The sequence below is a fragment of the Duganella vulcania genome (assembly GCF_009857655.1).
Taxonomy (GTDB): Bacteria; Pseudomonadota; Gammaproteobacteria; order Burkholderiales; family Burkholderiaceae_D; genus Rugamonas; species Rugamonas vulcania.
Map to the genome: position 1 here is coordinate 1 of NZ_WWCX01000044.1, position 26,670 is coordinate 26,670.

The window sequence follows — 26,670 nt, forward strand, 5'->3', positions numbered from 1 at the left end:
CACCGTTTGAAATAAGCAGCCCGCTACTAACCAACCATCTGGAAGCGCTAAAGCATCCCAGCGGTCCAGAATCATGCGGTTGTTATAGTTTGCGATTATGTCCGAGCGAAATTTTTCTTGCATAAATCTTTCAGAAGATAGCCCAATCTAGAGCATGTATGTCCGGTCTTGGCCGAGTTCAGCCTGCGGACTTCACTTCTCGCACGGCGTCCAACCAATCGTCCCACATTGCAGGGTCTGCGGGTCGACCGTCTGAGAACACATTGGTGCTTATGCTACTCAATAAAGCGCCAACGTCGTCCGAGGCTGTCGTTTCGAAATATTTTTCCAGAAACCGAATCATAGCTCTGTAGCCCAGCTCTGCGTCAAACCTATCCATTTCATGCGCTTTCTGTTTTTTGGTTCTCTCGATGTCCGCTTGTGGCCGATCTCGGCCGTCCGGAGTGACGAAGTTAATCACAGACCGAAGCCAATTCAGCAGGATGGTCTATCAGGACAGTAAAAGCCCAGTCGATGAGAGTTTGCTCGTTTTCGCGTATCCATTTATCTAGCTTTTCGCTTTCCTCATAGTTTTGCCAACGCTCTTTACCCCGAGCGTATTGCTGATGGAACTCGACGGCACCGAGGCTGTCAAGCGTTGTCAAGACACAGTCTGAACGAGCAACTGGCGTCGCCTCATAATAGGTCCACACGCCTGACCGATCGGCCTGAGCTAACCACGTAACCAACTCAAAAACTACGAAAATCGGGCAAGGCCAGCCAAAGGACGGAAGATTTTTGTCAAAGCCCTCCCATCCTGACGCAACTCCCTGCAGATCCACCAGGGCCAGGTAGTCCCTCTGCGCAAGCAATTGAGCTAAGTAGTGATCGCTGTATCGTGGCATTTTGTATATGAAAAATTCTTTTAGATGGCTGCTCTTGTCCGACTGCTGTCGCCGCGAAGTCGTCGACGTATAGATTCCACCCGGCCTTGTCTTCCTCTGGCGATTTGTACGCTCGCTTCATCAGGGCGATAGCTTCCGGATACTGTCCATCCTGGGCCCGCACCTGGGCTTCGTGCCAAAACAGCAAACCCGACTCTATGTGATGCGCTTCCCGATAGTCGTGCAGCACGTCGGCTGCAACCCGGGCGCACCCCGGTATTGACGACAGCTGCCGCCATCCTCCAGACATGTCCTGGTCAAATTGGTTTTCGTCCAAAGCGAGAAGACGCGCGTGGTCATACGCACATTTTTTTGGAGGAGCCTCTTGTGCGCGGACTACGTTGCACGAAATTACGAGGGCGCAGGAAAGTAAAATATTCAGAGTTCGATTGAGCATAGCCCTCTTGTCGGGTAACGCCGTCATGGAATAGACGGCCGTGATACGATTGATTGCATTTATTGTAAGCGATCGAGCTGGCGCTGCTGTGCCTTTTCCTGTCGCCGCAGATCCGCATTCACGAAATTCGACCAAGATGAGACTTCTTCCTTTACTGTCAGCGTTGCTGGCAGCCGCGGCAGTCGCGAGTTCGTCCGCTCACTGCGCCGAACTGGTGGTTGGCGCTCCCTCGGAACTGGCCGATTGTATCGAAGCCCTGTCGTCGGCTTTCCTGTCCGGCGACAAGAGCGACCGCCTGCGCTTTGTCATTGCGCCGAGTGCCGGCCTGTATGAAAAAATCGGGGCGGGTGAGCCGATCGACGTCTACATGTCCTCCCACATGGGCCTCCAAGCCCAGATGCTATCGGATGGGAAGATGGTCTACAACAGCTGGACAATGTACGCGACCGGCCGGCTCGTGCTGTGGACCGCGGATAAACGCTTCGATGTGGCAAAAGGCCTCAGCGTGCTTTCCGATCCCGCCGTGAAGAAGATCGCCACCGTCAATGCAAGCAGCGCGTACCTGATGCCGACCCTGGCGGTGTTCGACAGGATTGGCCTGCTCGATAAGTCGGCGTCGCTGAGGACCGATAGCGGCTCCATGCAGGATGCGATAAAAATGGTCCAGGCAGGCAAGGCGCAAGTGGCGATCTTGTCGTATGAAACCGTCCTTGCTTCATCCATGAGAGGCATCGGGAAGTACTACCTTATCCCAGAGAGCTTCTACAAGGACGCCGTGCCTGGCCACGCCGCTGTCGTGACTGCTCACGGTGCGAACACTCCCTCGGCGTATCGGTTCGTTCAATTCCTGAAGACGCCTCAGGCGCAGGCGATCTTAATACCCAAGGGCTTCATGAAGCCGCCACCCGGGAGCGTGGATGTGCGGTGAGCGAGCTCAGGCCGAACCAGCACGATTAAACGCCAACTGGGCGGCGAACGCTCGCTGGTAGGCAGGGCGCGCTTCTCCGCGTGCGACATACGCGGCCAGGCTGGGGAATCCGTTCAGGACACCCGATGGCCGCAGCCTGAGCAGCACCGACACCATCATTAGGTCGCCCGCGTTGAACGTACCGTCCAGCCATTCGGCATCCGCCAGGCGCGCGGAAAGCTGGTCCATGCGCTGGCAGATGCGATCGACGATCAGCTGCATGCGCTCCTTGCTCCAGGGCTTGTCGCCCTCCAGAATTCTCGCGGTGACGAGTTCAAGGATCGGCGGCTCCACGGTGTTGAGCGCGGCGAATATCCACGTCACCGCGCGGGCTCGCGCATTGGCCTCGTCCGGCAGCAAACCCGCATGATGCGTGGCGATATGGAAGATGATGGCGCCGGACTCGAACAGCGCCAGGTCGCCTTCCTCATAGGTCGGGATCTGGCCGAAGGGATGAAGCGCCAGGTGCGCGGGCTCCTTCATCGCGGCGAACGAAACCGGACGCACCTCGTAGGGCAGCCCCAGTTCCTCAAGCGCCCAGCGAACGCGCGTGTCGCGGGCCAGCCCCATACCGCCGTCGGGCGAGTGTTCAAAAGCTGTAATCGTGATGGTCATGATGGTCTCCTGTGATGGTGAATTTGGCCTTCTCAGAGATGACGACGAACGGCACGTCGCCGAATCGACATGCCGCGCCATCTTTTTTATGGGATGCTATCCGCAAAACCTGGCGGGGCCGAACAGGCGCTGTTCCAGTGATAAGATGCGCAGGTTTCCCAATGAGGCTTCCTGAGCATGTATATCGTTAATCTGACTTATCTGAAACCGCTGGCTGAACTAGAGGCGCATCTGGCCGCCCATCGCGCCTTCCTCGACGAGCAGTATGCGCGCGAGATGTTTCTGGCTTCGGGGCCCAAGAATCCGCGCGACGGCGGTGTGATACTGGCGAGTGGAAAGCTGTCCCGCGCGGAGCTGGACGGCCTGCTGGCGCTGGATCCGTTCGCGCGGAACGGGATCGCCAGTTATCAGGTGACGGAGTTCACGGCCACCAAACACCATCCGGCGCTGGCGGCCCTGCTGTAATCAGGTGGCGGGACCGACGTCCATGCCGTCGTAGGATTCGAGCTGGTGCTCTTCGGCGAACTTGTAGAACTCCTGGTTGCGGGCGTGCAGCGTGTCGGCGGTGTGCTTCTCGACTTTTTCGACATGCAGCCACCACAGCGCCGGCGTTTCCCCTTCCGGTTCGGAGTCGTAGATGCCGACCACCTGGTAGCCCTTGGCCTTCAACTGCGCCGAGGCGCTTTCTAGTTTGCTCTTGGTCGGGTCGGCGAAAAAATAACCCCACAACAGCGGCTTGGAACTATCCCACGGCGCGTTCTGCTTCATGTCGGCAAACAGCTCGACCATGTCTTCTTTGGTGATCATGTAGTTAGTCCTTTTTGCGGTGATAGAACGACACGCCCACTCTCTCGATATGGGCCAGTAGTTCCGGGTTGTCGATCCGGTCGCGGACCGACAGGTCTATTTTGTACGGCAGCAGCAAGTCGTCCAGTTCGTTCTCTATTTTGAGCAGCAGCGGCATGGTCAATCCGGCGCCAGTCAGGCATAGGTCGATGTCCGAGCCGCGCCTGTAGTTGCCCTTGGCTCGCGAACCATACAGTATCGCTTGTTCGACTTCGGGGTGCGCCGAGAAGACAGCACCCATGCTGTGTACTACGCTGGCCTTCAGCCCGAATGCTGGCGGATTCGATTCAGATGGCATCTTCCAGCTCCGTCATTTTTCGCTCGAAGGCTCGTGCATGAACTCGAACGCCTTGATCAGACCCTGCTGCTCAAGCTTGTTCAGCGGGTCATGGTCGATGAATTTTTTAAGCTGCGCCAGCGCGCGCCGGTAATTCGACAGGCGCTGCAACCAGCGGGTATCCTGCTCGCTTATGATATGCCCCGGACGCTAACGTTGTCTGGCGTATTTTACCGCAGCGGCGGTCGCGGGTCAGGCGCGAAAGAAGGTGACGGTGACTTTGAGGCCCTGGCCGCCGGTGGCGTCGTCCAGTGCGATGGCGGCGCCGTGCAGCGTGGCGATGTCGCGCACGATGGCCAGGCCCAGGCCCGCGCCGCCGGGATTGCGCTCCAGCGTGGCGGCGGCGCGGTAGAAGGGCGCGAACACCCGTTCGCGCTCGCCCGGCGCGATGCCCTGGCCGCTGTCCTCCACCTCCAGCACCACGCCGCTCATGTAGGGCAGCACCCGCAGCGTCACCGTGCCGCCCTGTGGGGTGTAGCGCAAGGCGTTGTCCACCAGGTTGGCGATCATCTCGTGCAGCAGCAAGGCCTGTCCCTGCACCACGCATTCGCTGTCGGCCTCCAGCGCCAGGTCGATCTGTTTGGCCACCGCCGCCATCGCCATCTCCAGTCCGACCTGGCGCGCGACGTCGCGTAGCGAGACCGGCTCCGGCTGGGCCACCGCGCCATCGGTGTCGCCGCCATGTTCGATGCGGGCCAGCGTCAGCAGCCGGTTAGCCAGGTTGACCGTCGAATCGGTGGTGGCGGCGATGCTGTGGACGATCTCGCGCAGCGCGGCGCGCATGGCCTGCGGATCGGCGCCGGGACGGTCGCATTCGCGCAGCGCCAGTTCGGCCTGGGTCTTCAACACCGTCAGCGGTGTGCGCAGCTGGTGCGAGGCGTCGGCGATGAAGCGGCGCTGGCTGCTGATCAGGATGTGCAGGCGCGAACGGGAGCTGTTCATCGCCGCCACCAATGGCCGCACCTCCTTGTGCACCAGCGTCGGATCGACGTCGGACGGGTCATTGAGGCTGCGCGTCTCCACGGCGATCTTCAGCCGCATCAGCGGTTGCAGCACCAGCCGCACGGCGAACCAGACCAGCAGCGCCACCGCCAGCAGCAGCAAGGCTTGCCAGGCCAGGGTGTCGAACAGGATCTGGTTGGACAGGCCGCGCCGCGCCTCCAGCGTTTCGCCCACCTGGATCAGCGCGATGCCGCGCATCGAGCTGTCGTACACCGGCTGCAGCAGCGCGGCGATGCGCACCGGCTGGCCGTTGTAGTTGGCGTGATAGAAGCGCACCAGCGCCGGATAGGCCTCCGAGCGCGGCACGTTGGCCGGCACCGGCGGCAGGTCGGCGTAGCCGGACACGGTCTCGCCGTTGATGCCGGTGACCTTGTAGTAGATGCGGCCCAGCGTATCGGTCTCGAAGCTGTCCAGCGCCACGTAGGGCACGTCCGCCACCACCTTGCCGTCGACGATGGAGACGCGTTCGGCCAGCGCGCGCGTGGAGGCCAGCAGCGAGCGGTCGTAGGCGACATCGGCGGCGTCCAGCGCGTTGTGGTAGACCGACAGGGTGTTCAGCGCCACCAGCACCAGCAAGGGGCCCAGCAGCCAGCGCAGCAGCTGGCCGCGCAGGCTGCCCAGCGCTGCGCCCGGCCCGAAGCGGCGCGCCAGCCGGTGCAGCCACGGCGTGCGGAGGCCGGCTCTGGTCAACGTCAGCCGCCCTTGGCGCCGCCGGCCGGCGCGGGGATGGGCGCAGGCCGTGGCTGCAGCAGGTAGCCGATGCCGCGCAGCGTGGTGATGACGGCGGCATCCGGCGCGGCGATGTCGAGCTTCTTGCGCACGCGGTGGATATACAGCTCGATCGCATCGAGGTTGGCGTCGTCCGCCAGCGCGAACACTTCGTCGAACAGCTTCTCCTTCGAGACCGCGCGGCCCGAGCGCGTGATCAGCGTCTCCAGCACCGCATGCTCGCGCGGCGTCAGCGCCAGCGGGGTTCCGGCGTAGGTGAACATGCGCGTGACGGTGTCGAAACTGAGCGCGCCGCAGCTGTGCACCAGCGACTCGTTGCCGACACTGCGGCGCAGCAGCGCTTTCACGCGCGCCTCCAGCTCGGCCAGTTCGAAGGGCTTGGCCAGGTAATCGTCGGCGCCCAGGTTCAGGCCCTGCACGCGGTCTTCCAGTCCGCCGCGCGCGGTCAGTATCAACACGGGAGTCTGGCCGCGCGGGCCGCCGCGCGCGCGCAGGCGCTTGAGCACTTCCAGCCCGTCCATGCGCGGCAAGGTCAGGTCGAGGATCACCAGCGCATAGTCCTGCGTGTGCAGCAGGGCGTCGGCGTCGGCGCCGTTGTCCGCGCATTCCACCGTCAGGTTGGCGTCGCGCAGGGCTTTGGACAGCCAATGTGATAACTCGGTGTGGTCTTCAACTAACAGAATGCGCATAAATTCTTGCCAACCATATGAAATAAGTTCAGTGTAAGGCCAGAATCATGGGCGCAGCCGCCTCAAAAGGGAAGTCCCCGCCTGATTTGTGGTGCATGGGCGACAGGAAGCCTTGCCGAAGTAGCAGTGAAAGGTAATTGAAAGGAAGTGACTCCTATAGTGGCAGCCTGATTGCATCGATCAGGCGTCACAAATAACTATATCCTCTGGAGACATACATGAAGAAAACCTCGTTGACCCTCGCTATCATGGCATTGGCGGCAGCCGCTGGCGGCGCCGCTCACGCCCAATCGAACGTGCAGGTCTACGGTCTGCTGGACGTGGGCGTGGAAACGGCCAATAACAAATCGGCGACCGGCGGCAGCCAGACCAGCGTGATCTCGGGCGGCATGAACACTTCGCGTTGGGGCCTGCGTGGCAGCGAAGACCTGGGCGGCGGCCTGAAAGCCATCTTCAACCTGGAAGGCGGCATCCTGATGGACACCGGCGCGCAAGACGGCGTGCTGTTCAAGCGCCAGGCCAACGTCGGCCTGGAAGGCGCATTTGGCCGCGTGGTCATCGGCCGTTCGTTCACCAGTGTGTACGACACCGTGATCGCCTACGATCCGATGGGCTTTGCGCCTTACTACTCGTGGGCCACCTCGGGTCCTGCGACCGGTCCTAGCAAATACGGCTTCACCACCGCCTACGACAACATCATCAAATACGCCGGCACGGTCGGCGACTTCAAGTTCGGCGCCAACTACGCCGCCGGCGAGCAGACCACCGGCGCGCAGGACAGCGCCAAATACGGCTTCACCGGCGCCTACCACCTGGGCGCTGTCAACATGATGGCGACCTGGGAGCGCAACAACGGCAACACCGTTCCAGCCACCGGCAACCGTGACAAGAACACCGTCTGGCACCTGGGCGTGAACTATGAAAACGGCCCAGTGAAACTGTGGGGCGTGGTGCGTGACTACAAACTGGTCGCCGGCAAGGCGCTGACCGCCGACGTCGATGCCACCACCACCTGGGCCGGTATCGCGTACAAGACCAACGAGGTGACCACGCTGACCGGCGCGATTTATCACGTCAACGTCAAGAACGTCGCCGCCGGCAAGGACGCCGATCCAACCATGTACGTGGTGCGCTATCGCTACGCACTGTCCAAGCGCACCGACCTGCATGTGTCGGCTGCCTACGCCAAGTCCAAGAACGGCCAGCTGACCGGCCTGTCGCGCGACGACGCCGGTTTCGGCACCAGCCAGCACGGCCTGGTCGTCGGCATGCAGCACCGCTTCTAAGCCGGAGAAAAGAGCGCGGCATTTTTCATTCAAAATGCCGCGTTCTGAAAGCGCTTTGAAAGCTTCACCGTTCTAAGATAACTACCAAGATGACTAAAGTTTTGCTGGCTTTGATTGCCGCGCTCTTGCTAAGCGCTGCAGCGCAGGCGGCAGGCCTGGAGTGCATTGTTCCGTCCAAGCCGGGCGGCGCGATGGACCTTACCTGCAAGCTGGCGCAAAAGGGTTTGCAGGGCTTGAGCGGCACGCCGAAGGCGCCGCCGTCGGATATGCACATCAGCTATCTGCCGGGCGGGATCGGCGCGGTGGCCTGGCATTCGCTGGTGTCGCAGCGGCGCGCGGAACCGAACACGCTGGTGGCTTTTTCGGGCGGCTCGCTGCTCAATCTGGCGCAGGGCAAGTTCGGCAAGGCCACGTCGTCCGATGTACGCTGGGTGGCGGCGCTGGGCGCCGACTACGGCATGATCGCGGTGCGCGCCGATTCGCCCTACAAGACACTGGGGCAGCTGGTGACGGCGCTCAAGGATCATCCGGAGAAGGTGCTGATCGGCGTGTCCGGCACCATCGGCAGCCAGGACTGGCTGAAGATGGCGATGGTGGTCAAGGCCGCCGGCGTCGATCCCAAGGTGCTGCGCTTCGTGGCGCTGGAGGGCGGCGGCGAGGCGTTCGCCGCGATGCACGCCAACCTGGTGCAGGTGGTGTCCGGCGACGCCAGCGAGGCAACGCTGTACGCGGCCGGCGGCAATACCAGGGTGCTGGCGATCCTGGCCGAGCACCGCCTGCCGGGCGTGTTGGCGAATGTGCCGACGGCGCGCGAGCAGGGCATCGATGTGGTGTGGCCTATCATCCGCGGACTGTGGATGGGGCCACAAGTGACGGATGCGGATTACCGGCACTGGGTCGCGAGTTTCGACCGGGTGCTGGCCAGTCCGCAGTTCGCGCAAATGCGCGCGGCGTCGGGTCTGTTCCCGTTTGGGCTGACCGGCGATGCGCTGGCAGCATATGTAAGAAAGGCCGTGGACGATTACGGCAGGCGCGCCGCCGAACTCGGTCTGGTGCGCTGAACACCAATACCTATAAAACGACGGAGACAAAAATGATGTTGAAAACGACTTTGGCCGCTGCATGCGCCACCCTGTTTGCCAGCGCCGCCATGGCGCAGGTGCCGGCCGGTTATCCCGCCGACTACCAGAAGATCATCGACGGCGCCAAGAAAGAGGGCAAGCTGGTGATCTACGGCGCCACGGACAGCAAGGCCACCCAGCCGCTGATCAAGGACTTCAACGCGCTGTACCCCGGCATCACCGTCGAATACAACGACATGAACTCCACCGAGGTGTACAACCGCTTCATCTCCGAAGTGGCGGCCGGCGGCAATACCGCCGACGCCATGTGGTCGTCCGCGATGGACCTGCAAATGCGCCTGGCCTCCGACGGCTACGCGCTCAAATACAAGTCGGTCGAAACGTCCAAGATCCCCGGCTGGGCGGTATGGGACGACCAGGCCTACGGCACCACTTTCGAGCCGGCCGCCATCGTCTACAACAAGCGCCTGATGGACGCCAAGGAAGTGCCGCAGACGCACGCCGATTTCGCCAAGCTCATTACGCAGCCGAAGTTCAAGGACAAGGTCACCACCTACGACATCGAGAAATCCGGCGTCGGCTTCATGTTCATGACCCAGGACGCGCGCGAGAATCCGAAGTTCCAGGACCTGGAGAACGCCTTCGGCGTGGCCAAGGTGCGCGTGCAGTCGTCCACCGGCACCATGATGGAACGTATCTCGTCGGGCGAAAACCTGATCGGCTACAACGTGCTGGGCTCCTACGCGCTGGTGCGCGCCAAGACCGATCCGTCGATCGGCGTGGTGCTGCCGAAGGATTACACGCTGGTGCTGTCGCGCGTCTTCTTCATCAACAAGGCCGCCAAGAACGTCAACGCCGCCAAGCTGTGGCTGGACTACATGCTGTCGCACCGCGGCCAGACCATCATCGCCAACGATTCCAAGCTGTTCGCGATCCGCGCCGACGTCACCGGCGAGACCACGTCGGCGGACCTGATCAAGCAAATCGGCAAGGACAACATCAAGCCGGTGCCGGTTCATCCTATCGTGCTGCAATTCCTGGGGCCGGCCAAACGCATGGCCTTCCTCAAGCAGTGGAAAGAAACCGCAGGCAAGAAGTAAGCAACGTCTCACCCGCCGTAAAACCCGCCCGCTGACCAGCGGGCCGGGTGCCCGCACGCGTACGTACAAAACGGAATTCCTATGCAAACTCTGACTCTCTCCGGCTCCGGCCGGCGCGGCATCAACTGGACGCGCGGCGTGGTGGTGACGCTGGCCGCCACCGCCATCTTCCTGCCGCTGCTGCTGATCTTCTACCAAAGCTTCTTGAACGCGCCGTTCTTCATGCCCGCCAAGGAACTGGGCCTGGACGCGTACCGCTTCATCTTCGAGGATCCCGATTTCTCGATGGCCTTCAAGAACGCCTTCCTGCTGGCCGCCGGCCTGACCGCCATCGCCGTCCCGCTGGGCGGCATGCTGGCCTTCCTGATGATACGCACCGACCTGCCGGGCCGCGGCTTCATCGCGCCGATGCTGCTGGTGCCGATCTTTGTCTCGCCGATGGTGATGGGCTTCGGCTACGTGGTCTCGATGGGGCCGGTGGGCTTCTACTCGCTGTGGGCCAAGGACATCCTCGGCTTCATCCCGTGGAATATCTACTCCTTCACCAGCATCGTGGTGATCGCCGGCCTGACGCACGTGCCGCACGTCTACCTGTACGCCTCGTCCGCGCTGAAAAGCCTGGGCTCCGACGTCGAGGAAGCGGCCCGCGTGACCGGCGCCTCGCCGCTGCAGGTGATGTTCAACGTCTCGCTGCCGATGATCACCCCGGCCCTGGCGTATGCGGCGGTGCTGGTGTTCTTCCTCGGCTTCGAGGTGTTCGGCCTGGTGCTGGTGCTGGGTGACCCGGAAGGCCACCTGGTGCTGGCGACCTATCTGTACAAGCTGACCAACAAACTGGGCACGCCGTCCTACCACCTGATGGCCGCCGTCGCCGTCTGCCTGGTGATGGTGACGATGCCGCTGGTGATGATACAGCGCTGGCTGCTCAAGTCGGCCAACAAGTTCGTGTCGATCAAGGGCAAGGGCGCGCGCTCGAAGTCCATGCCGCTCGGTAAATGGAAATGGCTGGCCTTCGCGCTGATCTTCGGCTGGCTGATGTTCACCATCATCATGCCGATGTCGGGCATCGTGCTGCGCTCCTTCGTGCAGTACTGGGGCGAGGGCGTCAACCTGCGCGACGTGCTGACGCTGCAGCACTTCCGCGAAATCATGGAGCAGCCGGCGCTGATGCGCGGCATCCTCAACACCATCCTGATCGGCGTGATCGGCGGCGCCTTCGCGGTGATCTGCTACTGCGCCATCGCGCTGGCCATGCACCGCAAGCCGGATGGCGTGACCCGCTTCCTGGACTACAGCGTGCTGGTGCCGCGCGCCATTCCTGGCCTGCTGGCCGGCCTGTCCTTCCTGTGGGTGTTCCTGTTCGTCCCGAGCTGGCTCGATGGCATGTTGAAGGGCATGGACAACGGAGCGGCCCTGTGGCTGAGCGAGCATGCGATACCGGTGCTGCGCTCCCTGCGCTCGACCATCTTCGCCCTGTGGCTGGCGTATTCGGTGGTGTGGCTGGCCTACGGCATGCGCCTGATCTCCACCGCGCTGCTGCAGGTGGGGCCGGAGCTGGAAGAGGCGGCGCGCGCGGTCGGCGCATCGCGCGGCCAGGTGACGCGCGACGTCACCGTCCCATTGGTCAAGTACGGGCTGCTGGGCGCGTGGCTGATGGTGTTCCTGATCTTCGAGCGTGAGTATTCGACCGGCGTGTACCTGCTCTCGCCGGGCACCGAGGTGATAGGCGCGATGCTGGTGTCGCTGTGGGCCACCGGCTCCACCGACCTGGTGGCGGCGCTATCGTTCATCAATATTTCGCTGGTGGCCATCGGCCTGGGCGTGGCCCTGCGCTTTGGCGTGAAGCTCCATAATTAAGTCAAAATAAAATGAAACGAGACCTCATCATGAATGAACTGACCGTCAACGACCTGCACCTGGACTACGGCACCGGCGCCCACGCCAATCCGATTCTGAAGGGCGTGTCCATGCACCTGCAAAAAGGCGAAGTGGTGGCGCTGCTGGGGCCTTCGGGCAGCGGCAAGACCACGCTGCTGCGCGCCGTGGCGGGGCTGGAAAGCCCGAAGCAGGGCACCATCGCCATCGGCGACCGCAATGTGTTCGACGGCTCGAAACACTTCGAGATGGCGGCCGAGCACCGCAACCTGGGCCTGGTGTTCCAGTCCTACGCGCTGTGGCCGCACAAGACGGTGTTCGACAACGTCGCCTATGGCCTCAAGCTGCGCAAGATGGGCTCCACCGAGATCAAGGACAAGGTCAGCGACGTGTTGAAGAACCTGGGGCTGGGCCACCTGGCCGAGCGCTTCCCGCACCAGCTGTCGGGCGGCCAGCAGCAGCGCGTGGCGATCGCCCGCGCGCTGGTGTACAACCCGCCGGTGATCCTGCTGGACGAGCCGCTGTCCAACCTGGACGCCAAGCTGCGCGAAGAGGCGCGCGCCTTCCTGCGCGAGCTGATTGTGCGACTGGGCCTGTCGGCGCTGATGGTCACGCACGACCAGGCCGAGGCGATGGCGATCTCGGACCGCATCCTGCTGCTCAACAACGGCAAGATCGAGCAGCAAGGCACGCCGCAAAGCATGTACGAAACGCCGGACACGCTGTTCACCGCTGAATTCATGGGCAGTAACAACCGCCTGCCGGCCAAGGTGGTGCAGCGCGACGGCGCCAACGTGATGCTGTCTGTGGGCTCCACGCCATTGCGTGGCACCGCGCGCGGCGCCGGCGGCGGCGAGCCGTCGACCATCATCCGCGTGGAGGAGGTGAAGATCAGCGCGACGCCGGTGGAGAACGCGATCGAGCTGCCGCTGTTGACCTGCATGTACCTGGGCGACCGCTTCGAGTGCCTGTTCAAGAGCGAGGATGGAGCGGAGATGAGCCTGCGCGCCTACTCCAAGTACAAGCTGGAAGCGGGCAAGTACTGGCTGCAGATGCCGGCCGATAAACTCTGGGTGTTCTGACTTTAAATTAAAAAAGCCCCCATCGGCCTGGACGCGATCAAGATCGCGCCCGGTGCCGATGGGGGCTTTTTTTATTTGCGCGGGCTTAGAAGCTGTAACGCACGCCGGCCGAGAACATGTCGGCCTTGACGTTGACGTTGCCGTCTTTGGCGACTTTGCCGAAGTTTTCGTATTCAGCCACGAAGCTGACCTTCTGGTTCAGCGCGAACGCCGCGCCGACGCTGATGTACGGGGTGGTGCGGTTTTCGCTGCCCGACACGGAATCGCCACGATAGCTGGCGTTCACTTTTTCGTGGGCGGTTGCGATACCCAGTTTGCCGAACAACGAGAACTGTTCGTTCAGTGGCAGGGTGCCGGTGGCTGCGACGTAGAATGCCGATGGCTTGGAGGTGGCATGTGCGCCATTGCCGGAGACCGACACTTCACGCAGGTCTGCGTAGCCGATTTCGGCGCCGAAGTTCTTGGTGTAGTTGTAGCCGCCAACCAGCTTGTAGGCGGTGGCGCTTTCCTTGATCGATACGATGGCCAGATCCGCTTTTTGTTCTGCGCGGCCGATGTTGCCGCCGACGTAGTAGCCTTCAGCCTGAACTGCCAGTGGGGCTGCCAGGGCGGCGATCATTGCGAATACGGTGATTTGTTTCATTATTTTTGTTCCTGAAGTGGCAAAAAATGAGAAACGGAACAACCGGCGTGTACCGGCTATTCCGTTTCTCGAGGGCAACATTATATAGTTTGATACCAAATCCTGCAAGTCGGCTTAAAGCAGCTTAATCGTCCAGGCTCCAGACGTACTGCATTTTGGTCCACGATTGCTGCGGCACGCCGTCCACGGTGCCGGGCTTGAAGCGGCACAGTCCCAGCCCGACTTGCGCGGCGCGGTCCAGCTCACGGAAGCCGCTGGATTTCTCCACTTTCGAATCGGCCACCCGGCCGTCGGTGCCGATCAGCAGTGCCAGCGTGACGGTGCCGGTGTCGCTGTTGCGCAGCGCGGACTTCGGATAGTCCGGCTTTGTGCAGGCCCTGGCGTCCACCACCGCCGGCACCAGCTGCGGCGCGGCTTTCACCACGGTCTTGGCTCCCGGCTCGGCGATGCCGTGTTGCGTCGGCTGGACCGGTTGCGCCTCGCTCGCCGGACGCGCCGTCACCGGCGGCGGATCGGATGGCAGTACCGGGGTTTCCACTGGCGGCACGAAGATGTCCGGCGGCGTCAGCGTGGGCGGCGGCACGTCGGTCGGCAGCGTTTTTGGCGGCGGCTCGGGCGCGGTCGGCGTCAGGTCGATCACCGCTTCCTTCACCCTGAACACAGTCAATTTGGAGCCATGCAGGAAGGCGGCCAGCAGCGCCACATGCAACACGGCCACGACGGTCAGGCCGGTGAGATTCTTTTTCTGATGCATAACTGCTCCTTGGTGGTGGTGGGGATTGCTATGTGTTGGAAGTATACTATTCCATGTAATAGCAAAATAAAAGGCAATTTTTGGAATTTTTTACGCCGGACTGCTGTGGTATGCTTCCATCATCGAGTAGTAAATATTCCTGGAGATAGCAAGTGAAAAAGATACGGGTCATGCTGGCGGACGATCATCCGATCGTGATGACGGGCTTCGCGATGTCGCTGGAAGGGCAGGGGCTGCATGTGGTGGCGCAGGCGCGCACGCCGGAGGAGGCGCTGGAGCAGTACCAGCGCCACAAGCCGGACGTGGCGGTGCTCGATCTCCGCTTCGGCGACCAGCTGACCGGGCTGGACGTGGCCAAGCAGATCCTGGCGCAGGCGCCGGATGCGGCCATCGTCTTCCTGAGCCAGTTCGACCAGGATAGCCTGATCAAGGAAACCTACCGTCTCGGCGGCCGCGCCTTCATGACCAAGGATTGCGATCCGGCCGACCTGGCGGCGGCGGTGCGGCGCGCGCACGACGGCGAGCTGTACTTCCTGCCGCACATCGCCGAGCGGCTGGCCAACCTGTCGGTGCGCGGCGACGCCTCGCCGCAGTCGCAGCTGGACGAGCGCGCGCTGGAGATCTTCACGCTGATGGCCGAGGGCCTGACCAACGCGGAGATTGCCGAGAAGCTCGACGTCTCCACCAAGACCATCAGCAATATCAGCCAGGCGGTCAAGGAGAAGCTGGGCGTGCACCGGCCGGCCTACATCACGCGGCTGGCCGTCAAGCACGGCCTGATCGAGCCGTAGCGGATGCGCTTCGACTTTTGGCGCCACTGGAGCGTGCGCGCGCGGCTGCTGTGCGTCACGCTCATCCCGCTGGCGTACATGTTCTGCACCTTCGTCTGGTACGCCTACCATTCGCGCCTGGCCGAGGTGCGCGAGGAGATGGCTGAACGCGGCCCGCTGGTGGCCAAGGTGCTGGCGCAGAGCAGTGAAGTCAGCCTGCTGACGCACCGCTACGATGACCTCAAGCTGACCGTCAACGGCCTGCTGCAATCGGACGCCAGCATCGACCGCATCGAGGTGCTGGACGCGCAGCGGCATGCGCTGGTGCAGGCTTCCGCGCCCGCGCCGGGCCGGCCGGACGCCCGCTACTACGAGGCGCCTGTCCTCAAGCGCCTGATGTTCGTGGCCATGCTGGCGGCCGACGGCAAGCCCTATCAGAAGGACCGGCCGGCCGGCAGCAGCAGCGCGGTCGAGACCATGGGCTATGTGCGGGTGACGATGTCGCCGTCGGCGCTGCTGGTGAAACAGGCGCGCCGCTTTTATGTCGAGCTGCTGGTGGCCAGCCTTGGCCTGCTGGTGTGCGCGCTGCTGGCGTGGCAGCTGTCGCACGGCTTGAACGCCTCGCTGCAGGCGTCGATGCAGGCGCTGCGCGCGGCCGACGCCGAGAAGCGGCGCCTGATCCGCAAGGTCAACACCGCCGTCGAGGATGAGCGCAAGAGCATCGCGCTGGAGATCCACGACGAATTGAACGCCACGCTGATCGCCGCGCGGCTGGAGGCGCAGCGCATTGTCGATGTCAGCGGGGAGGGCGAGGTGCGGGAGCGCGCGCAGTCCATCATCAAGCTGGCGCTGGGGCTCTACAACAGCGGCCGCACGCTGGTGCGGCGCCTGCGTCCCGAGGTGCTGGACATGCTGGGACTGGACGGCGCGGTGGAGGAGATGGTGCGCCACTACGACCGCGCGCACGCCGGCTGCCGCTACCTGTTCCGCGCCGACGGCGATTTCGCGCGGCTCGACAGCGGCATCGGCATCTCGGCCTACCGCATCGTGCAGGAGGCCTTGTCCAACATCGCCAAGCACGCGCGCGCGACGCAGGTGACGGTGGCGCTGTCGCTGGACGATGCGGGACTGCGCATGGAGATCGCCGACAACGGCAGCGGCTACGACGCGGCGCTGGCGTCGGCCGGCATCGGCATCGTCGGCATGCGCGAGCGGGTGGCCGCCTTCGAAGGCCGCATCGACATCGCCACCGCCCTCGGCGCCGGCACCCGCATCGCCATCTTCATGCCATTGGCATAAAAATTTCCCTTTGAATGTAAACGATTCTCATTTACTATGCTGCAACGAGAATAAGTCTCATTTACAAAATAGCGAACAGGGGAAAATGCATGCGTATCAAAGTGATGGTGCTGGCGCTGGCCGGGGCGACGGCGGCGTGGCAGGCGTCGGCGCAGGAGCAGGGGCCGGTGCTGGAGCAGGTGGTGATCACCGGCGATAAGTTGCAACGCACTGAGCTCGACAGCGCCGCCAGCGTAGGTTCGCGCAACCGCCGCCAGATCGCCGAATCCGGCGTCGTCACGCTCGACGACGTCGCCGCGCAGATGGCCAACGTCGGCACCGCGTCGGGGCTGTCGATCCGCGGCATCAACTCGAACGGACCGACCGGCGGCGGCGGGCGCACCGTCACGCTGGTGGTGGACGGCGTGCCGCTGGACGGCTTCGGCCAGGTGATCGAAAACCTCAGCGTATGGGACGCCGACCGCGTGGAAGTGCTGCGCGGACCGCAGTCGACCAACCAGGGCCGCAACTCGCTGGCCGGCGCGGTGGTGATGAAGACCCGCGATCCGTCCGACCTGCGCGATTTCAGCTACCGCGTCAGCACCGGCAACCAGGGCGCGCTGCGCGCGGCGCTGGCCGGCGGCGGCGCCATCGTCGAGCAGGTGCTGGCCGGCCGCGTCGCCTTCGAGCAGCGCCGGCGCGACGGCGACGTGTACAACCCGACCCGCGACGATCCGCGCGCGAACCACGACGACGGCCACACGCTGCGCGCCAAGCTGCGCATCACGCCGTGGGGCGAGCGCTATCAGGCGCTGGTGACGCTGGTGGACGACAAGCAGGAACTGGGCAGCAATGCGGTGGAGGCGGTGGCGCGGCCGGCGTCGGCGCGCCAGAACCTGTCGAACGAGCCGCGCGACAACCATAACCACACGCGTTCGGCCGCGCTGGAGCAGACCTTCCGGGTTGGCGGCGCCGATGTGACGCTGCTGTCGACTTATTCGCACAACCGCTTTTCGCGCGTGCAGGATTACGACGCGACGGAGCTGAACCAGGGTTACCGCACCGGCGAAAACATCGACCGCCAGTGGACCCAGGAAGCGCGCGCCAATTTCAGCACGCAGCTGCTGGGCCATGCGCTCAAGGGCGTGGCGGGGCTGTACTATTCGCAGCAGCACTACGGCGTGGACGAACTGTTCACGGTGCCGGTGTCCTATGTGCTGGGACTGACCGGCCAGTGTGCGTCGCAGGCCGCCTGCGACGCGGCCTACGGCGCCGATTTCATCAACCGCCGCAACCTGCAGTCGGACGGCACCAAGACCCGCGCCGCCTACACCGAACTGGATTACGCGGTCGGCAAGCTGACGCTGACGGCCGGCGTGCGTTTCGACGGCGAGCGCCAGCGCCGCGTGCTGGCCGCCGAGACCAGCGGCACCTCGCCGCTGGCGCGCCAGGTGTTTGGCCAGCTGATCGCCGGCGGCATCTTCGCCGGCGACAACACGCAGCACCTGGAGACCGACAACTCGGTCTGGCTGCCCAAGCTGGGCGTGCGCTACGCGCTGGCGCCGCAGTGGGTGGCGGGCCTGACGGCGCAGCGCGGCTACCGCACCGGCGGCGTCGATTACAGCTACCAGCGCGGCTCGCACGCTTATGGCCCGGAGTTCACCCGCAACTACGAAGCGTCGCTCAAGGGCGCGCTGGACAACGGCTTGACCGTGACGCTGAACGCCTACCGGGTCGACTGGTCGGACCAGCAGGTCAACGTCGGCCGCAACACGCTCGACATCTACTTCCTCAACGCCGGCAGCTCGCGCCTGAAGGGGCTGGAGGCCGAGGTGCGCGGCAAGGTCGCCAGGGACCTGGAGCTGTTCGGCGCGCTGGGCCTGGCGCGCACGCGCTTCATCGATTTCGTGTCGCCGCAGGGCGACTTCGGCGGCAAGGAGTTCGGCCGCTCGCCGCGCGCGACGCAGTCGGTGGGCCTGAGCTGGAAGCCGGGCCGCTGGCTGCTCAACGCCAACCTGGTGCACGCCGGCGGCACCTACACCGGTCCCGAAAACATCGAGCGCAACGACGGACACACCACGCTGGGTGGCAAGGCCGCCTACACGCTGGCCAACGGCGTCACGTTGTTCGCCTTCGGCAGCAACCTGACCAACCGCGCCGACATCAGCGCCAACCGCCTGGAAACGGTGACGGGACGCTACAACGTCATACTCGGCAACGCGCGCCAGTTCGGCTTCGGCGTTCAGGGCACTATCTGAGAGGGAGCCCGATATGAACTGGATCTGCATCGGCGTCGCCGCGCTGGCGGCGCTGTGTTTGTACCTGGCCTCGCCGCACCAGCGGCTGTGGGGCGCGGCGCCCAAACGCGCCAGGCTGCTGAACTGGCTGGCGGTGCCGCTCGGCGTTGTCGCCATCGCCTCGGCCACGGCGTCCTACGGCGGCTGGTGCGGCGTGTTCATCGCGCTGTCCGGCTTCATGGCGGCGCTGGTGGCCTTGCCCTGCCTGGACGCCTGGCTGGGAGCGCGCCATGCTCGGTAAATCCACCGCGGCCGCCTGCCTCGGCCTGCCGCTGGCGGTGTGGGTGGTGGGCCTGGCCGCGCTGCTCAGCGGCGACCAGGCGCGCACCACGCTGCCCTTGCTGCTGCTGTTTTTCCTGGTGTGGATCGGCGTGATGGCGGGCGCCTTTATGTTCCGCACCGGCCTGCGCGCCTGGCTGTGGATGGGCGGGGCGACGCTGGCCGGCTACGCGCTGCTGCATGTGCTGAAGGCCGGCGGCCTGGTGCGGGTGGCGGCATGAAGTCGTCCACGCTGCGCACTTATATCTCGGTGCATACCTGGGTGGGGCTGGCGGCCGGCTTCTGCCTGTTCATCGCCTTCTACGCGGGCGCCATCACCATTTTCCACGAGCAGCTGCACGCGTGGGAGCGGCCGGCCGCGCGCACCGTGCCGCGCACCCCGCTGTCGCAGACCCAGCCGCTGATCGACGCCGTGCTGGCGGCGCATCCGCAGGCCGCGGCGAATTTCTACGTGCGCCTGCCGTCGGCCGAACAGCCGCAGACCGTGCTGGAGTGGGATGAGCGCAACTTCCGCCTGGACGCGGCGGGCCGGCTGGAGGAGGTGAGGGAGGCCTCGCAGCTGGTGGACTTCCTCTACCGGCTGCACTACACGGCAGGTCTGCCGCGCAGCTGGGGCATTTACGTGCTGGGCGCGCTGTGCGTGCTGTACGGGCTGGCGCTGGCAAGCGGCGTGATCATCTATGCGCCGTCGTTCTTCAAGGACGTGTTCGCGCTGCGCATCGGCAAGAACATCAAGCGCATGTGGCAGGACGCGCACAACGCCGTCGGCATCCTGTCGCTGCCGTTCCACCTGATGTACGCGTGGAGCAGCGCGGTGCTGGCGCTGGGCGTGGTGTTGCTGGCTCCGTTCCAGTACTTGATCTTCGACGGCAAGCTGATCGACGTGATCGGGGCGGACATCTCGGCCGCCGCGCCGCCGCGTGGCGCCGGCGCCCCGGCGCCGCTGCTGCCCGCCTCGCAGCTGATGGAGACGGCGCGCCGCGCCGCGCCGGGCATGGAGATCGCCACGCTGGTCTACCGCCAGGCCGGCGGCGCCAACGCGCAATTGCAGGCTTACGGGCCGATGGCGCAGCACACGCTCTCCAGCACGGCGGCGGTGGTGATCAACGCCAGCAGTGGCACGGTGGAGCGCGTGCTGACGCCGGCCGGCGCCAGCCCCGGCACGCGCTTCATGCGCGGCCTGCAGACGCTGCACTTCGCCAACTACGGCCACGCCGCGGTGCGCTGGACCTACTTCGCGCTGGGGATGGCGGGCGCCTTCCTGTTCTACAGCGGCAACCTGCTGTGGATCGAGGCGCGCCGCAAACGCGCCGTGGCGGCGCAGCCGCGCAGCGGGAGGCTGATGGCGCAGGCCACGCTGGGCGTGTGCCTCGGTTGCGTGGCCGGCGTGTCGACCGTGTTCCTGATGAATAAGCTGGCGCCGGGCGACGTGCCGCGATGGGAGGAGGCCGGCTACTACGGCGTGTTCCTGCTGTGCGTGGCGTGGGCTTTCGCGCGCCCGCCGGCGCGCGCCGCCCACGAGCTGCTGATGTTGAGCGCGGCGCTGACGGCGGCGCTGCCGCTGGCGCACTGGTACGGCAGCGGCGTCGATCCGCTGCGTTCGCTGCTGCAGGGCGATACCGTGGCGGCTGGCGTGGCCGTGGTGGCGCTGGCGTTTGCCGCGCTGTACCGGCGGATGGCGCGCGCCGTGCTCCGGCGCGGGCTGCAGGGCGATCCGCACAGCGTCTGGTCGCTGCGCGCGGTACCGGCGGGCGCGCCGGCTTGATCTGGCGCTAGGTTGTTGCTTGTTGGCATGTTTGTGTGGCGCGGCAAGAGGTTATAATCCGTTCAACCTTTCCGTAACACCCATCAGAACGGATGCCGCAGACATGAGCCAGCCCAATCAGTTTTCCCTGTTGACGCAACGCCGCTTCGCGCCGTTCTTCTGGACCCAGTTCCTCGGCGCCTTCAACGACAACCTGTTCAAGACCGCGCTGGTGGTCATGCTGACCTTCGACGCGATGAGCTGGACCACGCTGTCGCCGTCGCTGATCACCAACCTGATCCCCGGCCTGTTCATCCTGCCCTACGTGCTGTTCTCGGCCACCGCCGGCCAGCTGGCCGACAAGTTCGAGAAGTCCGGCCTGACCCGTTTCGTCAAGTGGCTGGAGGTGGCCATCATGTGCATCGCCGGCCTCGGATGGATGACGCACACCCTGTGGCTGCTGGTGACCGCGGTGGTCGGCATGGGCGTGCACTCCACGCTGTTCGGCCCCGTCAAGTACGCCTACCTGCCGCAGCAGCTCAAGCCCGATGAACTCATCGGCGGCAACGGCGTGACCGAGATGGGCACCTTCGTCGGCATCCTGCTGGGCGAGATCCTGGGCGCGGTGCTGGTGGTGCAAAAGCCCAACGGCATCGCCTTCGAGGCCATCGCCACCATCGCCGTGGCGCTGCTTGGCCTGGTGGCCAGCTACCGCATCCCGCTGGCGCCCGCGCCGGCGCCGGAGCTCAAGGTGAGCTGGAACTTCATCGGCGAATCGTTCCGCAACCTGAGCTTCTCGCGCAAGAACCGCGTGGTGTTCCTGTCCATGCTTGGCAACTCGTGGTTCTGGTTCTACGGCGCGCTGGTGCTGGCGCAGTTCCCGGTCTACGCCAAGGACTACCTGCACGGCGACCACAGCGTGTTCGTGCTGCTGCTGACGGTGTTCTCGCTGGGCGTGGGCAGCGGCTCGCTGCTGTGCGAGCGCCTGTCCGGGCGCAAGGTGGAGATCGGCCTGGTGCCGTTCGGCTCCATCGGCCTGTCGGTGTTTGGCGCCGACCTGTATTTCGCCAGCCACGGCATCACCGCCGCCGCCGGCCCGCACCTGGACGCCTTCGCCCTGATGGCGCAGCACGGGATGTGGCGCATCCTGTGCGACGTGCTGTTGATCGGCATGTTCGGCGGCTTCTTCATCGTGCCGTTGTTCGCGCTGATCCAGACCCGCTGCGATCCGGCCCACATGTCGCGCACCATCGCCGGCATGAACATCCTCAACGCGCTGTTCATGGTGGCGGCGGCCGGCCTGGCCATCGTGCTGCTGGGGCAGGGCTTCACCATCCCGCAGCTGTTCCTGGTGACGGCGCTGCTCAACGCGGTGGTGGCGCTGTACATCTTCTCGCTGGTGCCGGAGTTCCTGATGCGCTTCCTGGCCTGGATGCTGATCCACACCGTGCACCGCGTGCGCCTGATCGACGCCGACCGCATCCCCGACGAGGGCGCGGCGGTGCTGGTGTGTAACCACGTCAGCTACGTCGACGCCATCGTCATCGGCGCGGCCAGCCCGCGGCCGATCCGCTTCGTGATGGACCACCGCATCTTCAAGCTGCCGCTGCTGGGCTGGATCTTCCGCACCGCGCGCGCGATCCCGATCGCGCCGGCCAAGGAAGACCCGTGGCTGATGGAGAAGGCCTATGTCGACATCGCGCAGGCGCTGCACGAGGGCGACCTGGTGTGCATCTTCCCGGAGGGCCGCCTGACCAGCACCGGCGAGATCAATGAATTCAAGGGCGGCGTGTCGAAGATCGTCGAGCGCTCCAAGGTGCCGGTGATTCCGATGGCGCTGCGCGGGCTGTGGGGCCATCTGCTGAGCCGCAGCGGCGAGAACGTGTTCGGGCGCGCGTTCCGCAGCGGCCTGCGTTCGCGCCTGGCGCTGGCGGTCGGCGCCCCGGTGGCGCCGCAGGACGTCACGCCGGAAGGCTTGAAGGAGCGCGTGCTGGCGCTGCGCGGCGACTGGAAGTAGCGGTAACTTGCCGGTGCTGGCAAATATATTGCCAATTTACCAAATATTTCCTTTAAAATAAGTTTTGGCGCCTACCCCGTGCGCCGTACACTTTAAGGGAAACCATGACCATACAAAAAAATCTGCTGGCCGCGCTGGCCGTAAGCGGTGTCCTGACGCTGGCCGCCTGCGGCGGCGGCGACTGGATACCTAACCCCTACGACCAGCACTTGCCCGATGCCGTGGCCTCCACGGTCACGATCGACTTCAACACCGGTATCGACGAATGGCGCAGCGACGTGGCCGACTACGGCGACAAGGACCGGCCGACCGAAGTGGCCTCGGGCTGGCGGGACTTGCCGGCGCCGTTGAGCGGCAAGGGCTACTACCTGGCTGCACACAACAACAGCGACGATGTGCTGACCTACGTCACGCGGCAGCTGCACGGCTTCGTGAAGAACGCGCAATATAACGTGAGCTTCGAATTGCGCTATGCCACCGACGCAGGCACCGGCTGCGCCGGCGTCGGCGGCTCGCGCGGCGACAGCGTGTACATGGTGGCGGCGGCGAACTACTTCAACATCAACACGGTGCAGCAACCGGACCTGCGCTATCGCGTGAACCTGGACCGCGGCAACCAGGGCACGTCCGGCACCCAGGGCAAGGTGCTGGGCACGCAGGGCGTGGCCGGCCTCGGCTGCGCCGGCGGCACCTGGGCCAGCACCACCCGCAAGTCGAGCGAACCCATCGTGGTGAGGGCCGACAAGGACGGCAACTTCTGGATCATGCTGGGCGCCGACTCCGGCTTCGAGGGCACCAACGCGGTCTACCTGCAGGGCGCGACCGTCAACATCACCCCGTACTGAGCGGGCCTCAGCGCGCCGCCTGCACCTGCTCGCGGTTCTGCCGCGCGCCGGCCAGGCGCAGGATCTGCTCGAGCTCGACCGGCTTGACCAGGTGATGGTCGAAGCCCGCCTCGCCGGTGCGGCGGCGGGCGTCGCTCTGGCCCCAGCCGGTCAGCGCGATCATCAGAATGCGCTCGGCGCCGGCACGCTGGCGTATCGCCCGCGCGGTTTCGTAGCCGTCCATGCCCGGCATGCCCAGGTCCATGATGATCATGTCCGGCGGCTGCTCGGCCGCCATGGCGACGGCGGCGGCGCCGTCGTACACGGGGCGCACGTCGAAGCCTTCGATTTCCAGCAGCGCCGCCAGCGAGTCGGCGGCGTCGCGGTTGTCGTCCACCACCAGCACCTGCATCTTGCGGCCGTCGGCGCCGGTGGCCGCCGCCAGCGGCACGGCGTCGCGCGCGGCGCCGCTCACCACCGGCAGGCGGATCGTGAATTCGCTGCCGTGGCCGGGACCGTCGCTGCGCGCCTCGACCGAGCCGCCGTGCATCTCGGCGAACTGGCGCGCCAGGCTCAGGCCGATCCCCAGCCCGCTGGAGAACTGCCCGGCCACCGTATTGCTTTGCTCGAACATGCGGAAGATGCGCGTGATCGATTCGGCGTCCAGGCCGATGCCGCTGTCGCGCACCGTCACCAGCAGCTCGCTGCCGCGGCGCGCCGCGCGCACCAGCACGTTGCCGCCCTGGGGCGTGAACTTGACCGCGTTCGACAGGATGTTGGCGAAGATCTGCACCACCCGCGCGTAGTCGGCGTCCAGCACGATGTCCTCGGGCGGCAGCTGCCAGGCCACGTGGATGCGCTTGGCGCCGGCCGCTTGCAGGCACAGCTCGCTGACGTGGTTCATCACCGCGTTCAGGCCCACCTGCTGGCGCTGCAGCTTGATCTTGCCGCTGGTGATGCGGGCCACGTCCAGCAGGTCGTCCACCAGCCGGGTCAGCAGCCGCACCTGGCGCTCGACCATGTCGCGGATGCGCGCCACCGGCGGCGCGTCCGGATACATGTGGGTCAGCAGCGAGACCGAGGTGCGGATCGGCGCCAGCGGATTGCGCAGCTCGTGCCCGAGGCTGGCCAGGAATTCATCCTTGCGGCGCGCCGCCTCGCACACCTGGTATTGCTTTTTGCGCGCGCGCAGCATCGCCTGCAGGGCGGTGATCAGCGCCAGCGAGCGCACCGGCCGCTCCATCAGGCTCAGGTTGCCCAGGCCGGCGACGGCCTGGCGCACCGCCGGCGAATCGGCGCCGCGGTGGGTCAGCAGGATGATGGGCAGGTCGGACCAGTCGGGCTGGCGCGCCACGAACTCCTGCAGCAGCTTGTAGCCGCCCGGCGCCAGTGCTTCCTCCACCGTCAGCACCACGCCCGCGCCCAGCTCCAGCTGCGACGCCAGCTCGGCCAGCGAGCGGCACACGTGGCTGTGGAAGTCGGCCATCGCCAGCACCTTGGCCGTCAGCGGGGCGTCCTGGCCGGTTGGCGCGTAGATCAGGATGCGCGTTTCCATCGCGGTCAGTCGGCTTTGCGGGTTTTGGGCCCGTCATAGGTGGGCACGCCGGTCAGGATGCCGTGGAAGTCCTGCAGCACCGGGCCGACGCAGATGCCCTCGCTGCCGATCTGGAAGCTGCGGATGGTGCGCTCGTGCGCGCTGCCGCGCTTCTTGAACACGGAGATCGCCTGCCGCACCTCGCCCTGCGCCTCGAAGTAGCGCAGCATGATGACGTTGTCGGCGATGTAGCTGGCGTCGATGGTGGTGCTCATGCCGCTGCCGATCATGCCCTGCTGGACGCCGACCACGATGCTGACCACGCCGCGCTGGCCCAGGTAGGTCAGCAGCTCGTGCAGGTAGATCGACAGGAAGCGCTCGTCCGGCACGGCGTTCAGGTAGCCGTTCAGGCTGTCGATGACGACCATCCGCACGCCGCGCTCGACCGCCTGCGTGACCGCGTACGTGAACTGGCCCGGCGCCAGCTCGGCCGGGTCGATCTGCTGGATGGTCAGCAGGCCGCTCTCTATGGCCTGCGTCAGCTTCATGCCCAGTCCGCTGGAGCGGTTGAGCATGTTGTTGCGCGCCTCCTCGAACAGGAACATGGCGCACGGCTCGCCGCGCGCGGTGGCGGCGTGGACGAACTGCGCCGCCAGCGTGGACTTGCCGGTGCCGGGCGGGCCCGAGATCAGCGTGCTCATGCCTTCCTCCAGGCCGCCGCCGATCAGCTGGTCCAGCTCCGGCAGGCCGCTGGAGAGCTGGCGCCGCTCGCTGGTGGCGCGGGTGGCGGCCGCCACCAGGCGCGGGAAGACTTTCAGCCCGCCGTTGACGATCTTGTAGTCGTGGGCGCCGCCGTGGAAGGCGATGCCGCGGTACTTGACCACCCGCAGCCGGCGCCGCTCGGCGCCGTAGGCCTGGTCGACCTGCTCGAGCGTGAGCACCGCGTGCGCCACGCTGCGCACCTGCAGGTCGGTGCTGAGGGCGGTGCGGTCGTCCAGGAAGATGGTGGTGCAGTTGCGGCTGGTGAGGTACTGCTTGAGCGCGAGCACCTGGCGGCGGTAGCGCAGCGGGCTTTCCGCCAGCAGCTGCAGCTCGGACAGCGAATCGAGCACCACCCGGCGCGGGCGGTATTTGTCGATCGCCGCGACGATGCGCTGGGTGGTGGTGCCCAGCTCGATCTCGGACGGGTGGAAGATGGTGTACTGCTGGTCCGGGTCGAGCACGTCCTCGTTGGGCAGGATCTCCTCGATGTGGATGCCCTCCATGCTCCAGCCGTGCGACTCGGCCACGCTGCGCAGTTCGACGGCGGTCTCGGCCAGGGTGATGTACAGCACCGACTCGCCGTGGCGCGCGCCCTCGTTGAGGAACTGCAGCGCCAGCGTGGTCTTGCCGGTGCCCGGTTCGCCTTCGACCAGGTACAGGCGGTCGCGGGTCAGGCCGCCGGCCAGGATCTCGTCCAGGCCCGGCACGCCGGAGGATAGAAAGAGGGTGGTGACGCTGTTTTGGGCTTGCATGGCCTTGCTCCGAAATGTGGCCGCCGCGGAGCACGCCCGCAGCGTATTTTGGCGTGATACTACCTGAAACAGGCGCCGCGGGATTT

26 protein-coding genes are annotated in these 26,670 nt (G+C 65.1%); 15 read left to right on the top strand and 11 right to left on the bottom strand.

Going from position 1 to position 26,670, the window contains the following annotated elements; genetic code table 11:
- Nucleotides 1-452: 452 nt before the first annotated feature.
- Nucleotides 453-884 carry a hypothetical protein gene (locus tag GTP90_RS21095; protein WP_161085387.1) on the bottom strand — a complete coding sequence of 144 codons (432 nt, stop codon included), beginning with the start codon at nucleotides 882-884 and terminating at the stop codon, nucleotides 453-455.
- Between the two features lie 476 nt (nucleotides 885-1,360).
- Here GTP90_RS21095 and modA point away from each other — a divergent pair, with 476 nt between their 5' ends.
- Nucleotides 1,361-2,248 (top strand): molybdate ABC transporter substrate-binding protein, encoded by an 888-nt coding sequence (gene modA / locus GTP90_RS21100; RefSeq protein WP_161085388.1) that lies wholly within the window; start codon nucleotides 1,361-1,363, stop codon nucleotides 2,246-2,248.
- 6 nt (nucleotides 2,249-2,254) lie between these two features.
- On the opposite strand, the gene GTP90_RS21105 is transcribed toward modA, so the two are convergent.
- A complete protein-coding gene (locus tag GTP90_RS21105) occupies nucleotides 2,255-2,902 on the bottom strand; it encodes a glutathione S-transferase family protein (protein WP_161085389.1) in 648 nt (215 codons plus the stop codon).
- Nucleotides 2,903-3,079: 177 nt separating this feature from the next.
- On the opposite strand from GTP90_RS21105, the gene GTP90_RS21110 reads away from it, so the two are divergent.
- Nucleotides 3,080-3,367: a YciI family protein gene (locus GTP90_RS21110; RefSeq protein WP_161085390.1), complete on the top strand. Its 288-nt coding sequence runs from the start codon at nucleotides 3,080-3,082 to the stop codon at nucleotides 3,365-3,367.
- Here GTP90_RS21110 and GTP90_RS21115 read toward each other — a convergent pair whose 3' ends face one another.
- The 5 genes from GTP90_RS21115 to GTP90_RS21135 form a co-directional block, all read right to left on the bottom strand.
- Nucleotides 3,368-3,709, bottom strand: coding sequence for a ribonuclease E inhibitor RraB (locus GTP90_RS21115; protein ID WP_161085391.1), 342 nt, complete (start codon nucleotides 3,707-3,709; stop codon nucleotides 3,368-3,370).
- 4 nt (nucleotides 3,710-3,713) lie between these two features.
- The gene (locus GTP90_RS21120; protein ID WP_161085392.1) at nucleotides 3,714-4,046 is read right to left on the bottom strand and encodes a nucleotidyltransferase domain-containing protein; all 333 of its coding nucleotides are present in this window, start codon (nucleotides 4,044-4,046) and stop codon (nucleotides 3,714-3,716) included.
- 12 nt (nucleotides 4,047-4,058) lie between these two features.
- The gene (locus GTP90_RS21125; RefSeq protein WP_254451973.1) at nucleotides 4,059-4,196 is read right to left on the bottom strand and encodes a nucleotidyltransferase substrate binding protein; all 138 of its coding nucleotides are present in this window, start codon (nucleotides 4,194-4,196) and stop codon (nucleotides 4,059-4,061) included.
- An 81-nt stretch (nucleotides 4,197-4,277) separates the two neighbouring features.
- Nucleotides 4,278-5,777 carry a sensor histidine kinase gene (locus GTP90_RS21130; protein ID WP_371875102.1) on the bottom strand — a complete coding sequence of 500 codons (1,500 nt, stop codon included), beginning with the start codon at nucleotides 5,775-5,777 and terminating at the stop codon, nucleotides 4,278-4,280.
- A gap of 2 nt (nucleotides 5,778-5,779) precedes the next feature.
- Nucleotides 5,780-6,505, bottom strand: coding sequence for a response regulator (locus GTP90_RS21135; protein ID WP_161085393.1), 726 nt, complete (start codon nucleotides 6,503-6,505; stop codon nucleotides 5,780-5,782).
- 218 nt (nucleotides 6,506-6,723) lie between these two features.
- Between GTP90_RS21135 and GTP90_RS21140 the strand changes: the two genes are divergently transcribed.
- From GTP90_RS21140 to GTP90_RS21160, 5 genes are all read left to right on the top strand, one after another.
- Nucleotides 6,724-7,791, top strand: coding sequence for a porin (locus tag GTP90_RS21140; protein ID WP_161085394.1), 1,068 nt, complete (start codon nucleotides 6,724-6,726; stop codon nucleotides 7,789-7,791).
- 89 nt (nucleotides 7,792-7,880) lie between these two features.
- Nucleotides 7,881-8,852, top strand: coding sequence for a Bug family tripartite tricarboxylate transporter substrate binding protein (locus GTP90_RS21145; RefSeq protein WP_161085395.1), 972 nt, complete (start codon nucleotides 7,881-7,883; stop codon nucleotides 8,850-8,852).
- Between the two features lie 32 nt (nucleotides 8,853-8,884).
- Nucleotides 8,885-9,973 (top strand): ABC transporter substrate-binding protein, encoded by a 1,089-nt coding sequence (locus tag GTP90_RS21150; protein WP_161085396.1) that lies wholly within the window; start codon nucleotides 8,885-8,887, stop codon nucleotides 9,971-9,973.
- An 81-nt stretch (nucleotides 9,974-10,054) separates the two neighbouring features.
- Nucleotides 10,055-11,830 (top strand): ABC transporter permease, encoded by a 1,776-nt coding sequence (locus GTP90_RS21155; protein WP_161085397.1) that lies wholly within the window; start codon nucleotides 10,055-10,057, stop codon nucleotides 11,828-11,830.
- Between the two features lie 29 nt (nucleotides 11,831-11,859).
- On the top strand, nucleotides 11,860-12,930 hold the full coding sequence (locus GTP90_RS21160; protein ID WP_161085398.1) for an ABC transporter ATP-binding protein: 1,071 nt from the start codon (nucleotides 11,860-11,862) through the stop codon (nucleotides 12,928-12,930).
- Nucleotides 12,931-13,015: 85 nt separating this feature from the next.
- Here the strand turns inward: GTP90_RS21160 and GTP90_RS21165 are convergent, their stop codons facing one another.
- The gene (locus GTP90_RS21165) at nucleotides 13,016-13,573 is read right to left on the bottom strand and encodes an outer membrane beta-barrel protein (RefSeq protein WP_161085399.1); all 558 of its coding nucleotides are present in this window, start codon (nucleotides 13,571-13,573) and stop codon (nucleotides 13,016-13,018) included.
- 124 nt (nucleotides 13,574-13,697) lie between these two features.
- Nucleotides 13,698-14,327, bottom strand: coding sequence for an energy transducer TonB (locus GTP90_RS21170; protein WP_161085400.1), 630 nt, complete (start codon nucleotides 14,325-14,327; stop codon nucleotides 13,698-13,700).
- Between the two features lie 152 nt (nucleotides 14,328-14,479).
- On the opposite strand from GTP90_RS21170, the gene GTP90_RS21175 reads away from it, so the two are divergent.
- From GTP90_RS21175 to GTP90_RS21210, 8 genes are all read left to right on the top strand, one after another.
- On the top strand, nucleotides 14,480-15,118 hold the full coding sequence (locus GTP90_RS21175) for a response regulator transcription factor (protein WP_161085401.1): 639 nt from the start codon (nucleotides 14,480-14,482) through the stop codon (nucleotides 15,116-15,118).
- Between the two features lie 3 nt (nucleotides 15,119-15,121).
- Entirely contained in the window at nucleotides 15,122-16,396 is a 1,275-nt protein-coding gene (locus GTP90_RS21180; protein ID WP_161085402.1) for a sensor histidine kinase, read from the top strand.
- 89 nt (nucleotides 16,397-16,485) lie between these two features.
- Nucleotides 16,486-18,633: a TonB-dependent receptor gene (locus GTP90_RS21185; RefSeq protein WP_161085403.1), complete on the top strand. Its 2,148-nt coding sequence runs from the start codon at nucleotides 16,486-16,488 to the stop codon at nucleotides 18,631-18,633.
- A 13-nt stretch (nucleotides 18,634-18,646) separates the two neighbouring features.
- Entirely contained in the window at nucleotides 18,647-18,913 is a 267-nt protein-coding gene (locus GTP90_RS21190; RefSeq protein WP_161085404.1) for a hypothetical protein, read from the top strand.
- Nucleotides 18,903-19,172, top strand: coding sequence for a hypothetical protein (locus tag GTP90_RS21195; RefSeq protein ID WP_161085405.1), 270 nt, complete (start codon nucleotides 18,903-18,905; stop codon nucleotides 19,170-19,172). Before GTP90_RS21190 ends, GTP90_RS21195 begins: the two co-directional genes overlap by 11 nt.
- Nucleotides 19,169-20,716, top strand: a complete 1,548-nt coding sequence (locus GTP90_RS21200) for a PepSY-associated TM helix domain-containing protein (protein ID WP_161085406.1) — start codon at nucleotides 19,169-19,171, stop codon at nucleotides 20,714-20,716. The genes GTP90_RS21195 and GTP90_RS21200 overlap by 4 nt, the downstream gene beginning before the upstream one ends.
- 103 nt (nucleotides 20,717-20,819) lie before the next feature.
- Nucleotides 20,820-22,712, top strand: a complete 1,893-nt coding sequence (locus GTP90_RS21205) for an MFS transporter (protein ID WP_161085407.1) — start codon at nucleotides 20,820-20,822, stop codon at nucleotides 22,710-22,712.
- A 104-nt stretch (nucleotides 22,713-22,816) separates the two neighbouring features.
- Complete coding sequence (locus tag GTP90_RS21210; protein ID WP_175048172.1) at nucleotides 22,817-23,557, top strand: hypothetical protein; 741 nt, start codon at nucleotides 22,817-22,819, stop codon at nucleotides 23,555-23,557.
- A gap of 7 nt (nucleotides 23,558-23,564) precedes the next feature.
- Here the strand turns inward: GTP90_RS21210 and GTP90_RS21215 are convergent, their stop codons facing one another.
- Together GTP90_RS21215 and GTP90_RS21220 are read right to left on the bottom strand one after the other, a co-directional pair.
- Nucleotides 23,565-25,091, bottom strand: coding sequence for a hybrid sensor histidine kinase/response regulator (locus GTP90_RS21215; RefSeq protein WP_161085408.1), 1,527 nt, complete (start codon nucleotides 25,089-25,091; stop codon nucleotides 23,565-23,567).
- Nucleotides 25,092-25,096: 5 nt separating this feature from the next.
- The gene (locus GTP90_RS21220; protein ID WP_161085409.1) at nucleotides 25,097-26,584 is read right to left on the bottom strand and encodes an ATPase domain-containing protein; all 1,488 of its coding nucleotides are present in this window, start codon (nucleotides 26,582-26,584) and stop codon (nucleotides 25,097-25,099) included.
- Nucleotides 26,585-26,670: the final 86 nt, after the last annotated feature.

Bases quoted from the DNA above. Each gene is read 5' to 3' on its own strand.
- GTP90_RS21095 (WP_161085387.1), bottom strand. From the start codon at position 884: ATGCCACGATACAGCGATCACTACTTAGCTCAATTGCTTGCGCAGAGG.
- GTP90_RS21105 (WP_161085389.1), bottom strand. From the start codon at position 2,902: ATGACCATCACGATTACAGCTTTTGAACACTCGCCCGACGGCGGTATG.
- GTP90_RS21110 (WP_161085390.1), top strand. From the start codon at position 3,080: ATGTATATCGTTAATCTGACTTATCTGAAACCGCTGGCTGAACTAGAG.
- GTP90_RS21115 (WP_161085391.1), bottom strand. From the start codon at position 3,709: ATGATCACCAAAGAAGACATGGTCGAGCTGTTTGCCGACATGAAGCAG.
- GTP90_RS21120 (WP_161085392.1), bottom strand. From the start codon at position 4,046: ATGCCATCTGAATCGAATCCGCCAGCATTCGGGCTGAAGGCCAGCGTA.
- GTP90_RS21135 (WP_161085393.1), bottom strand. From the start codon at position 6,505: ATGCGCATTCTGTTAGTTGAAGACCACACCGAGTTATCACATTGGCTG.
- GTP90_RS21140 (WP_161085394.1), top strand. From the start codon at position 6,724: ATGAAGAAAACCTCGTTGACCCTCGCTATCATGGCATTGGCGGCAGCC.
- GTP90_RS21145 (WP_161085395.1), top strand. From the start codon at position 7,881: ATGACTAAAGTTTTGCTGGCTTTGATTGCCGCGCTCTTGCTAAGCGCT.
- GTP90_RS21150 (WP_161085396.1), top strand. From the start codon at position 8,885: ATGATGTTGAAAACGACTTTGGCCGCTGCATGCGCCACCCTGTTTGCC.
- GTP90_RS21155 (WP_161085397.1), top strand. From the start codon at position 10,055: ATGCAAACTCTGACTCTCTCCGGCTCCGGCCGGCGCGGCATCAACTGG.
- GTP90_RS21160 (WP_161085398.1), top strand. From the start codon at position 11,860: ATGAATGAACTGACCGTCAACGACCTGCACCTGGACTACGGCACCGGC.
- GTP90_RS21165 (WP_161085399.1), bottom strand. From the start codon at position 13,573: ATGAAACAAATCACCGTATTCGCAATGATCGCCGCCCTGGCAGCCCCA.
- GTP90_RS21170 (WP_161085400.1), bottom strand. From the start codon at position 14,327: ATGCATCAGAAAAAGAATCTCACCGGCCTGACCGTCGTGGCCGTGTTG.
- GTP90_RS21180 (WP_161085402.1), top strand. From the start codon at position 15,122: ATGCGCTTCGACTTTTGGCGCCACTGGAGCGTGCGCGCGCGGCTGCTG.
- GTP90_RS21185 (WP_161085403.1), top strand. From the start codon at position 16,486: ATGCGTATCAAAGTGATGGTGCTGGCGCTGGCCGGGGCGACGGCGGCG.
- GTP90_RS21190 (WP_161085404.1), top strand. From the start codon at position 18,647: ATGAACTGGATCTGCATCGGCGTCGCCGCGCTGGCGGCGCTGTGTTTG.
- GTP90_RS21195 (WP_161085405.1), top strand. From the start codon at position 18,903: ATGCTCGGTAAATCCACCGCGGCCGCCTGCCTCGGCCTGCCGCTGGCG.
- GTP90_RS21200 (WP_161085406.1), top strand. From the start codon at position 19,169: ATGAAGTCGTCCACGCTGCGCACTTATATCTCGGTGCATACCTGGGTG.
- GTP90_RS21205 (WP_161085407.1), top strand. From the start codon at position 20,820: ATGAGCCAGCCCAATCAGTTTTCCCTGTTGACGCAACGCCGCTTCGCG.
- GTP90_RS21210 (WP_175048172.1), top strand. From the start codon at position 22,817: ATGACCATACAAAAAAATCTGCTGGCCGCGCTGGCCGTAAGCGGTGTC.
- GTP90_RS21215 (WP_161085408.1), bottom strand. From the start codon at position 25,091: ATGGAAACGCGCATCCTGATCTACGCGCCAACCGGCCAGGACGCCCCG.
- GTP90_RS21220 (WP_161085409.1), bottom strand. From the start codon at position 26,584: ATGCAAGCCCAAAACAGCGTCACCACCCTCTTTCTATCCTCCGGCGTG.